Annotated in this window: 6 protein-coding genes; all 6 read left to right on the forward strand. The window is 38.3% G+C overall.

What is annotated here, in order from left to right; all coding sequences use genetic code 11:
* The first annotated feature begins 363 nt into the window (after positions 1–363).
* A complete protein-coding gene (locus tag AC2JBO_RS37650; RefSeq protein WP_496958748.1) occupies positions 364–2,760 on the forward strand; it encodes a CHASE2 domain-containing protein in 2,397 nt (798 codons plus the stop codon).
* The gene (locus AC2JBO_RS37655) at positions 2,753–3,511 is read left to right on the forward strand and encodes a hypothetical protein (protein WP_496958749.1); all 759 of its coding nucleotides are present in this window, start codon (positions 2,753–2,755) and stop codon (positions 3,509–3,511) included. The genes AC2JBO_RS37650 and AC2JBO_RS37655 overlap by 8 nt, the downstream gene beginning before the upstream one ends.
* A gap of 341 nt (positions 3,512–3,852) precedes the next feature.
* Positions 3,853–4,461 (forward strand): cysteine dioxygenase family protein, encoded by a 609-nt coding sequence (locus tag AC2JBO_RS37660; RefSeq protein WP_496958750.1) that lies wholly within the window; start codon positions 3,853–3,855, stop codon positions 4,459–4,461.
* A gap of 16 nt (positions 4,462–4,477) precedes the next feature.
* Entirely contained in the window at positions 4,478–4,945 is a 468-nt protein-coding gene (locus AC2JBO_RS37665; RefSeq protein ID WP_496958751.1) for an ArsC/Spx/MgsR family protein, read from the forward strand.
* 571 nt (positions 4,946–5,516) lie between these two features.
* On the forward strand, positions 5,517–8,126 hold the full coding sequence (locus AC2JBO_RS37670) for a dynamin family protein (RefSeq protein WP_496958752.1): 2,610 nt from the start codon (positions 5,517–5,519) through the stop codon (positions 8,124–8,126).
* 14 nt (positions 8,127–8,140) lie between these two features.
* The coding region (locus AC2JBO_RS37675; RefSeq protein ID WP_496958753.1) for a molecular chaperone at positions 8,141–11,230 on the forward strand (3,090 nt) is incomplete at its 3' end.

Genomic DNA, 11,230 nt, shown 5'->3' on the forward strand with positions numbered 1-11,230 from the left:
GTATTTACCACGGTATTATTTTAATGTGGAAGCTGGTAAGTTATTTTTGCCAGCCTGCACTAGGTCACAACGCTCTTGTCGGTGCGTGACGCTACAAGTCCTATAACTACGTTAAAATATTTTCGTAGCGTCACGCACCCTACAGCAGGCGCCTTGTTACAATGTGCAGATTATAAGCACAATAGCTTACGCTTGACTTCACAGGCGCCCGTATTGTTACAAAAACTCAAACAATATTTACTGAATCTTCATCTACGCTATAGACTCAAGGATATTAAAATCTGTAAATTCCCTATTAACAAACTATACTTCATGAACTGCTGACCGTATTTTTACGGTTCGTTTACGGCTGAAGGGGAAAATATGGTGCCTACTTATTTATTTAATCTTAAGATTGTTTGTGTTGAGCAAGTTTGTTTGTTTGAGTTGTCGTGGGGACAAGGGCAAAGACTGACGGCACAGGTTGATTTTCCTGCTGCTTTAACTCGGTTTTATCAGGACTGGCGCCTTGCTTATCTAAATTTCTATCGGTCACAACCTTTACGAGGGCGCCATGTTGATGGTGGAGTGGCAACTGTTCCTAATGACTCGCAGACGCATCTTGTTAAGGCTGAAGCTCGGTTAATACATGAGTTTAATCGCTGGTTACAGAGTGCTGAGTTATACAAAATTCGTTCGACTATTGCTCAAGCTCAGGCGCCGGATAAAGTTGAGACAGTTCAATTATTTATAACTTGTGGGTCAATTGAGTTAGAGCGTTTTCCGTGGGAAGCTTGGGAACTTGGAACTGAGTTTGGTACTCTTGTAATTCAAATTATCCGCGCACCTCTTAATATTGGCACTCGAACTTACCAAGAACAAGTTAATAGGCGCCCTCGCATTTTGGCAATATTGGGTGATGACAGTGGGTTAAGTTTTCAAGCGGAACGCAATGCTTTAAAGTCGCTGTTTAAAGTGGCCGATGTGCAGTTTGTTAGTTGGCAACCTGGACAAACTCCGACTCAAGTGGTTGAACAAATTACTGATGCCATTGCCCAAGGCAGTTGGGATATATTATTTTTTGCTGGACATAGTGATGAAAGTGAGATGACAGGGGGTGAGATAAGTGTTGCTCCCAAAGTATCCGTCTCCATTAGCCAAATTGCATCGAAGTTAAGTGCTGCGTGTACACGTGGACTGCAAGTGGCAATATTCAATTCTTGTAGCGGTTTAAATATAGCTAATACATTAATTGATTTAGGATTGAGTCAAGTTATTGTCATGCGCGAACCAATCCATAATAACGTCGCTATTGAATATATGGTAAAGTTTTTGCAGGGACTCGCAAAGCATTTAAATGTATACGAATCGATGTTAGAAGCGCGTAGTTATTTACATACAGAGAAAAACTTTGCTTACCCATCATCTTATTTAGTACCTTCATTATTTTGTCATCCCGGCGTCACATTATTCCGCATCCCACCCAGTAAATCATGGCAGCAGCGTTTACGAAAAATTCTACCAACTCCACTAGAAGCGATTACTATTGTAAGTAGTCTAACTCTTAGTGTACTTGTACCAGTTCAAGAAGTACTACTTGATGCGCGCTTATACATTCAAGCAGCTTATCGTGATGCTACCAAACAAATTCCTGCTCAAGTGGCGCCACCAATCGCATTAGTAGAAATTGATACTAAGTCTATTTTTCAGCGTCAGCTTTCTATCGCTGAACTTTATCCAATGAACCGTACCTATATAGCAGAGTTAGTAGAACATGCGCGTAAGTTGAATGCGAGTGTCATTGGTATAGATTTTCTATTTGATACACCTCAGAAAAATATTCCTAAAGATGACAAAAATTTGGGAACGGCAGTTAAGAACGCTGTTAACCAAAATATTTGGATTATCTTTGGCACAATTCTTGATAGCAACAAGGAATTAACTGTCAATGATACACCTGGTATTAGTAAACTCAGTTGGTCTTTACAAGCATATACTGAGGCACCGGATAGTTTCTTAGAATTGCCCGATACTAATTCTGGATGCCGTGAAATTTGTCCAATATCTTATTTAATGGCGCTTGTACATACGGCAAACCAAGAAATAACTCAATTAACGAAACCTCAAATCAGTGGAAAAGTAGATTTACGTACACAGTTACTTGACGAAATCGAGAAAAAACAGCAGCATAAAAATAAACTAAGTATTATTCAAAAGTTGAACTTTCCTCTCGGACTAACACCTTTAATTGATTTCTCGATTCCTCCTCAAAGTATTTATACTAAGATACCTGCTTGGGAATTAATGGCAACAGACACAAAAGGTGCTAAAACATTTCCGCAAATACCAAAGCAAATAGTATTAATTGCAGCAGGAGATGAACGTTTAGGAGCAAAACCTGGTCAACCTGATAGAATATTGGCGCCTAGTGCAATTAAGTATTGGACAAACCAATCGTGGTTAACGGGAGGTGAATCTTTAGCATACATGACTCACCATTTTCTTAACCGTCGCTTAGTTATCCCTATTCCCGACATACTAATGATTGGAACTGCTATAATCATCAGTAAAATTACAGTCTTATTAATTCAGAGCATGTCACTATTAATAACTAAATCTCGGCTACAAATACTGACTAGTTCTGCAATTACAGTTATTATATATGGAGTTATAGCACTTCAATTATACATAAGTGCTGCAATTCTACTTCCTTGGTTTTTACCTTCAATAGTATTTTTTACTCATATATTATCTGCAACACAAAAGAAAAATCATGCTTAATAAATTTAATCGCAGCTACCGTAAGTTTTTACTTAGCTACACATTATTATCTCTTGTTATAACTTCTTTAAGTATCAGTAGCGAAAGCTTCACAAATTTAAAAGCAACACAACTCTTTGCCCAAACGAGAGCAACTAATTTAGTTTCTTTGTGGCCTTCTCGCCCACAACGTCGTCGAAGAACATCGCGCGGTGATAATGTTTGTACAATAGCACCCGCAGCTTTACCTGGAATAGATACAGCAACATATATAATCTGGCATGACCGTCCACTTTTCCTATGGAATTACTCAGGTCAAGCTCAAGATGCTGAGTTAATTGTAACCGAGTATGAAGATAGTAATAAAATAGCGTTGAGAACAACTGTAAATCTAACAGCGCAAAAGTTTTTATACGATGGTGAAAAAGCTCTCGAACCAGGTAAGTTGTATAAATGGCAACTAGTTACTAAATCAAAATCTAATAATACAGGTACAATATTTCAAATCATGTCTAATTCAGAACGTGATAAAATTAAAGCTGATTTACTCGCGTTAGAACAAAGTCTGAAAGCAGCTAAGGCGCCATTAGAAGAGATTGCGCTTAAAAAAGCAAATTATTTTGCCAATTATCAAATTAAACATCAAACAGACGATAAAGATAAAATTTATAACCCTTGGTCTGATGTTTTACAGTCACTTTACGATATTGATAATCCTTCAGCACAGTATACCCAGTTACGCAAAGAATATACTGAGTATTTTTGCGAATAAGCATCCCGTAGGATAGGCATCTTGCCTGTCATAAAGGAATTGTTTCCATAGATCAAATAACCTATTTAAAGCATCCCTTTTATGCATGGAGTGAAAGAGGAAAAGGCTTGCCCACGACTGAGTTGTTTGAATGTTATACCTAGAGCGCACCGAAGATAAGAACTCTTTAAATTCGCATAGGCTTTTCGCAAGTTGTTTAAGTGCCAAGTCCTCATGAAATACAAGGGCGGGCAAAGATGATTATGTGCATAAAGTACATATTTAATTGTTAAAAAATACTAATAATTATTTAACTTAGTGTGTTTGCAACTCTATACGGGTGTGAAACCTTCATATTGAGTATGAAAAATCGAGATTGGTTTGTAGGTGGAGATGGTCAATATCAAGCTTGTAAATCTCCGCGTGAGTGGGACTTACTTCGAGATAATTATCGTCTATATAGATTTTTGACTGAGTTGGAAGATGTTCTTAGTGGTGCAGAAGATGAAGCTAGTCGTCTTCCAGAAATACGTATGTTAGTAAGGCGCCTAATTACAAATTCTTACTGGGTCAAAAGTCAAGCTCCAGAGGTAACAGAGGATGGAACTTCAGTTTTACTTTTATATGATGAGTTAGGTTTTCCTCTTACTGTTCAAACTGTTACTTTTGCACCGGGTATTAAGTCTAATATCCATAATCATGGAACATGGGGTATTGTCGCTGTATTACAAGGACAGGAAAAGAATACTTTTTGGAAGCGTACACAAAATCAAGATGAAAATGTTCAGGTTGAACAGACGGGAGAATTAATTTTGTTTCCAGGGGACATTATTAGTTTTAACAGCAATGCTATTCATTGTGTAGAAGCTATGGGTGATACTCCGACTGTCACTTTTAATGTATATGGAGAAACTGACCCAAAACAGCGGTATGAGTTTGACCCAGTAAACGCAAAAGCAAGAAAATTCTAGATAGGCAGATAGGGAAATGGCAAAGGTAGTTTTTTACGAGAAACCCGGTTGTAAGAACAATACTAAGCAAAAAGTACTATTGACTGCGGCAGGGCACGAGTTAGAAACGTATGATATTCGGACTTATGCTTGGACACCTGATGCGCTAAGGTCATTTTTTGGAAATCGTCCGATAACAGATTGGTTTAACAAAGCGGCGCCTAGTATCAAGTCAGGTGAAGTTGTTCCTGAAAAACTTGATGCAGATGCTGCTATTAAGCTGATGATACAAGACCCTTTGCTAATTCGGCGCCCGTTAATTCAAGTTGGGGAACGGAGGGAAGCAGGTTTTGATATCGATAGTATAGGTGCTTGGATAGGTTTGGAACCAATTGATGCTTCGCAGCGAGCAGTCAGCGAAGAACTAATGCGTCAAGATTTACAAGGCTGCGCTCATGGTCATGAACATAATCATAACCATGAAAAAGGAAAGTGTAAACATTAAAGAACTATCATTTTATACACATTCTCTAAACATTAAAGCCAGGTTTCTTACCAAAGCCTGGTTTTTCCATTTAGTATAGCTATATTTTTATACATTGATTTTTATTACAAAAATAAATTACGTATTTATTGTTACTAATTAAATCACAATTGCAAAAATTTTCAAAATAAATATTTGGCGAAATTTAAATAAGTGGTTATACTAACTGTTAGCTGTAATCAAAATCTGACCAAACATTAAACAAATAGCGGGCAACTACCAAACAGCGAGTGTGCTGGAAAAATCTACAGTGGGAGCATCCTAGTTTTAAAAAATATATTTGTCATTAGTCTCGTAGTCAAAATTATATCTACGTAGAGACGCGATTAATCGCGTCTCTACAGTGTGCGTTCGCGTTTGTACAATGTGTAATTAAATTATTAATAAATTATTATGTTTGTGAGTAAATTTAAATTGATAGGTGATATAAATAATTTGTTTTGAAAAAATGTACAGTATTTATCAGGATATGTAATTACAAAAAAGGTATACATTTAACAGCCATAGGGGAAAATCTGGGAAAGGAGTGATTATGAAAAGCGATACGGCAGTCGAATTATTACGTCGCTACAAAGAATATGGAGAATCAATACTTCAGTGTTTAAATTTAGTTTCGGAAAATCCTCCTCCTACACAAGCTTGGGTACAAACAACTATTGGTGAGTCGATACAAAATTTTCAGCATTACGCCCAAAAGACTATTGAAATTTCCTCTTCTCCTGTCAAAATCGGGATTATGGGAGAATTTAGCAGTGGTAAAACGCTACTTTTAGGTAGTTTGATTGGATATGCTGATGCTTTACCTGTTAGTGAAACTCCTACTACTGGTAATGTAACAGCAATTCACTTAACGCAGCACAAAGGTTTGCAAACTACTAAGGTCGGTCAGTTTACTGTACAGTATTTATCCCATGAAGGTGTACGCGAGTGTTTGCGATTTATGCTTAAGGAAGTTGAGCAACGCGCGCAAGCAGCTAAGTTACCTCCGGCGCCAATAGCAACATTACGTTCTTTACAACCCACTACCTTTATTGATGCCAAAAGTATTTTGACATGGTGTGAGTTAGCTTGGAATCAAACGCAAAGTTTAGAGTTGCGGTGTTTGCTGCGCGAGTTGGTCATATTTGTACGAACTTACACTTTATATGGAACGGATATTTGTGGCAGAGTTTACCAGGTTGACCAATTAATTGCAAAAAAGGGGTTACGACTTGTTGAACCACCAATGAATATTTTAGAACTGGAGTTTGAACGAATACCGACTCCTTACAAACGTTGGAATAATCTACAGGCGCCAAATTCCGAAGATTTACAACACACGTTTTCTCTCATTAGTCGAATTGATGTAACCGTCGAGTTATCGCGCGAAATTTGGGATTTATCGGGTTTACAGGGTACAAACGAGTTTATCTTGCTAGATTTTCCTGGTTTAGGCGCCGCTGATTCTAGTGTTCGTGATACTTTTTTGTCATTACGCGAACTAGCTGAAGTGCAAACGATATTGCTGTTACTCAACGGTAGATATCCGGGAGGTGCAACAGCAGCAAAGATTCGCAGTATGTTGGAACGGAATAAGGGAGAAGACCTCAAGGATAGAATTATTGTTGGGGTGGGACGGTTTAATCAGTTGCCAATGAGTCCTAGTGATGAACGCGCGTTGGATATATTAGTGCAGCAGGTGTCAGAACCTGGAGATAATGATGCGATATTTTCGGTATTCAACGAACCGCTTAATGAAGAAGTGGTATTAGAACAATTACCGATTTTACAATTGATTGTTGCTAGTGCAAGTAATTTAACGACAGAGAAGAAAAATATTGTATTGTTGTCACAGTTGCATGGTTTGAATAAGCTGGCTGAAATTTCGCGGTTAGTACAGGTTAGTTCACCTGAGTTTTTACCAGATTTAGAAATACCCAACAAGTTAGAAGAATTACGCGCGCGCGATAAGTGGCAGCAGTTAAGCGAGTTATTACCGAGTAAGAGCGCACTTTCTAAACAACTGAGTGACTATGTTGATGATGGTGGAATTAGTCGGTTGCGTTCTTTAATTAAAGAACATGTGACAGTTCACGGGATGAAGCAGTTACTCGAAGACGCACAGCGAACTGCTCAAGTGTTGAAAAATGAACAGACAAATCTTGAAAATACATTACAGGAAATTGCTTCATACATGCCAGTCGTCGAAAATCCTGCTTTTTTGACGCTAAGACAAGCGGTGGAAACTTTGGTGGGCGTATATAGACAATTTCAGGAAGATTTAGACAGACAACCTATTTTAACTAACCGTGGTGGTGTTTCAGTCAGTGATATTGTCAAGGATGAACTAACGAACAAGATATTTTTTGACTGGAGTGAGTGGACTCTGTTGTTTGACAGAACTAAAAATGGGATTATTTCGCTGACGAAGAGTGAGAGATTTTTTGAAGAAGATGAGTTTGATGATTTAATACCCACCACATCTGAAGATTTTTATCCAGCTTTTGTACAGACGCTTCGTGAAATGCAAGCTTTTGCTCACGACCGAACTACAGAAGCAGTCATTGACTTGTTTAGTAAAATTTCCCGTAATGTCGAACTTGAGCGTAGTAAAATTAACTCGATTATTCTTCCAGAAATGGAGCAGTATATTCTGCATAATTATGGTAACAAACAAGCTCGTCTTTACCGTAATCTCCTCAGAGCAGTTGACCCTGTTGGTAAGTGGCAGAAGTTAATTATTGAACGTAGTGCTTTATCTGGAAGCATTACGCCTATTCAAGCTGATACTTTATTTCCCCTTGCTCAAAGAGATAACAAGCATAATCAATGTCAAATTTTTGACTGGAGTCCACAAAAATCATATCCAGTTTCACCGCGACCATTTAATCATCAAATTGCTGTTTTAAGATTGCGTGATGAAATTACTACGAGTGCAGGTTTGCATTTAATTCAGTATGTTAGCCAGTTAACAAAACAGGTCAAAGCTTCATTCACAGTTGCCACAAAAGAAATTGTTGATAGCTTACAGGATTTACTCAAGTCTAAAAATGAGCCATTACTTAGATATATTGCCAGTGCTGAAGAGCGTAATGCGGCGCCACAACCTCCTTGGTTAGAAGCATTATCACAAATTGTCGCCATAAGTTATCCCGAAGATTAATCTATGACTAACCAATGACTATTAAAATTGAGCTTTTAAATCGCTACCAATTACGCGCGAAGGTACAAGACTTACTCGTTTTACCTGTTATTGAAATCAAACCAACTGACGGCGCCGATTTTCCTTTTGTATCGAGAATCCATATTACAGTGGGTGGCGTTCCGGAGGATTTGGCGATAGCAATTCAATCTGCGTATAAAAGTGTCGCTTTTAACAGCAGCAATCTATTAAAATTAACTGCTCCGCAGCGGTTAAAACAAAGTAATTGTGCTTGGTATCAACCTTTACCTGCGGGTGTAAATTGCACTTTGCAGGTGACTGTTGAATATTTTGATTCGGATGGAGCAAATAATCCGATTCTAACTGTAATGAAAAAAACAACTGCTGAGTGCAATATTTGGACTTTCGCCCCAGAATCTAAGCGTTTTATTGAAATGACTGCACAATTAATTCTACCCGAACCAATGCCTATTAAGTCTCATCTTACTTACCCAGGTTGGTTCGCTATTGACTTCGGTACTTCCAACTCAACCGTTACACTTTATGACCCGAAAGTAATTGTCACACCTGATACTTTACCCCTTGAACAAGAAACAAGACTACGGGAACGTATTGCGTCTTGGTTAAATAAGCGTCCTATTGAAGAAGTTACTGCCTCAAGTCGCGGCGCCTGGGATGTAGAATGGCAAAAGTTTCTCTCAGAATTGGGTAAAGATTATCCCCATACAAATACTGCTAATCGTTACAACTTCGGCGAACATTTAATTCAAGGAGTTAATAGTACACAACTACTCGAAGTTATTCGCCATATCGAAATTTGTTTAGGTAAGCGAATGGATTGGTTTCGCCGTGCAGCTAGTAAACATCTCCATATAATATACCATGAAGTGTTTCGAGTTCCGGCGTTAGAATGGCAAAGTTTGATACCAGTAGAACTTGATAAAAATCGGCGTTCAACAGAAATACCGAGCGAGTTAGAAGTTATTAGCTTACATAAAGTAACTGCGTCAGAAAAAGATGTTGAAGTTAAAGTTGTTTTGGGTGAACAAGCTAAACAGCATCGTTTGGATGCGATAAAAAGGGGTGAGGAAGATATCGAAGGACGATTTTTACATTCACCGAAACGCTATTTTGGACAAGAGCGACCGTGTAAAATCACACTCGATGGTGAAACTGAGACAATACCAATTAATACTTTGTTGCAGTCAGCATACGCACACTTAATTGATTTAATTGAGAAATATCGCTCATCTAACGCGGGTAAATGTTCGGAAGGTAAATTTTACCGCGCGGTTGTGACGTATCCAACGATTGCATCACCGTTTGTACGACGTGAAATTGAAAGTTTGGTGCAAAAGCTTGATATTACTGACGTGCAAATGGCTTATGATGAAGCGGTTTCTGTAGCTATTTTCTTTTTATGGAGAGAATTTAGCGGTGATTTGAATGTCGGAATTGAGTCGTTCAAAAGTCGTTGTCGTTATGACAATGAGAAATGGTGGCAAAATGTGATGGTGTTAGATATTGGTGGGGGAACAACAGATTTAGCACTAATTAAATTAACTTTGGAAGAAATTAACCCGTTTGAACCGGGAGAAGACAGAGGTGATGGAGGTCGATATTATAAGTTGACACCAAAGTTATTGGGGTCATCGGGACATTTACAGTTAGGTGGGGAGTTAATAACACTACGATTGTTTTTGTTGTTGAAAGCTGCAGTTGCGGATTGTTTGTTGAGTGCTGTTGCTGATGACAGAATGGGTAAAGATATTTTAAAGCTACAGCCAGAGGAATTGAGCTACAGATTTCTTGAAAGTAGTAAATTTATACCGGGTTCGTTGCTTGCGTGTGTAGATAAAGAAATTCGTGAAGACGAAGCTTACAAAGAAGCGCTGAATGTTGCTGAGAGAGTTATTCCTACAAGGTGGAAAAATTCACCTTCACGCGCGCAAAGTTTTTACACTTTGTGGGAACATGCAGAAGATGCGAAGTTAACATTAGGTCAAAAGCGTCATAAAGATGCACCTGAACCGATGTATATTCTTGACGGGCAGAAAATAGCTGAACTATTAGCGCAAAATGATATCAAGTTACCGAGTGCGCTGATAGATAGTTTGAGTGTAACTTTAACAGTAGAGCAATTTGAGAAAGCAACGGCGCCTGTAGTCAAGGAAGCTGTAGCAATTGCTCAGGGTTTGGTAGAAAATGCACTCTCCCATAAGTCAGGAACATCACATCAACTGAACGAGAAACAGAACCACGAAAGCTACAATGAACAAGTTGATTGGTTGATTCTTTCGGGTAAAACCTGCAATTTAGATTTAGTCACGCGCGAACTGTATACAGTATTTAGCCAGTCTGATTATTTTGTTTGGAATTCTGAACGAGTTACTTTTGAACCTGAGTATACAAAATTAGCAACTTCTGCAGGCGCCTGTTTTGCTGAAAAACTTCGTCAACTTGGGTTTGCACCTTCTGAATCAAAAGAACTACTGCGGAAAGGCGCCAACCAATTGTATGTAGATGTTAAAAATCTGTTTTACTTTTTACCTTGTTCGTTTACGCGCGAAGTAATAGGCGCCAGTCCAGAACCGATATTTCATGCAGGACAAGAACTCTACCAACTCCAACCCAAAGAAGGAATAGCTAAATTTCGGAGTGGTTGGCAAGGAATACAGTTAACAAATAATATCATTCGTCAAGACTTTGAAAATATCAAACCTCAGCTTTGGGGTAGTTACAACGGGGATGCACTGCGTAGACAACTCGACATGAGTGAGGATGATTTTAAAAATCACATCAAAATTCAGTTTGAAATCAACCAAAAACTAGAAATTGATTTATTACTCTGTCGTGGTACACCACATTACTTTATCTCAAGCAATATTCCATATATTGACGCAGCTAAAGCCATTAATATCCCCATCATGGTTACTGATGACGGTAAAGTAGCAGGAGATATAGCGGTAAACGTCGTTGAATCCGCAAATGCCTTAAAAACAGACGCTCACACATTATTATTCTCAGGAGAAAAAGATTACAGTCATAATATTGAAATTTTCCGTGATGAAGACAATACAACATCACAATTTACTGGACTGATA

The organism is Calothrix sp. CBUCES-K 9914 (genome assembly GCF_059640475.1).

What these genes read in the sequence shown, in the direction of transcription:
- AC2JBO_RS37660 (WP_496958750.1), top strand. Translation starts at nt 3,853, where the DNA reads ATGAAAAATCGAGATTGGTTTGTAGGTGGAGATGGTCAATATCAAGCT.
- AC2JBO_RS37650 (WP_496958748.1), top strand. Translation starts at nt 364, where the DNA reads ATGGTGCCTACTTATTTATTTAATCTTAAGATTGTTTGTGTTGAGCAA.
- AC2JBO_RS37665 (WP_496958751.1), top strand. Translation starts at nt 4,478, where the DNA reads ATGGCAAAGGTAGTTTTTTACGAGAAACCCGGTTGTAAGAACAATACT.
- AC2JBO_RS37670 (WP_496958752.1), top strand. Translation starts at nt 5,517, where the DNA reads ATGAAAAGCGATACGGCAGTCGAATTATTACGTCGCTACAAAGAATAT.
- AC2JBO_RS37655 (WP_496958749.1), top strand. Translation starts at nt 2,753, where the DNA reads ATGCTTAATAAATTTAATCGCAGCTACCGTAAGTTTTTACTTAGCTAC.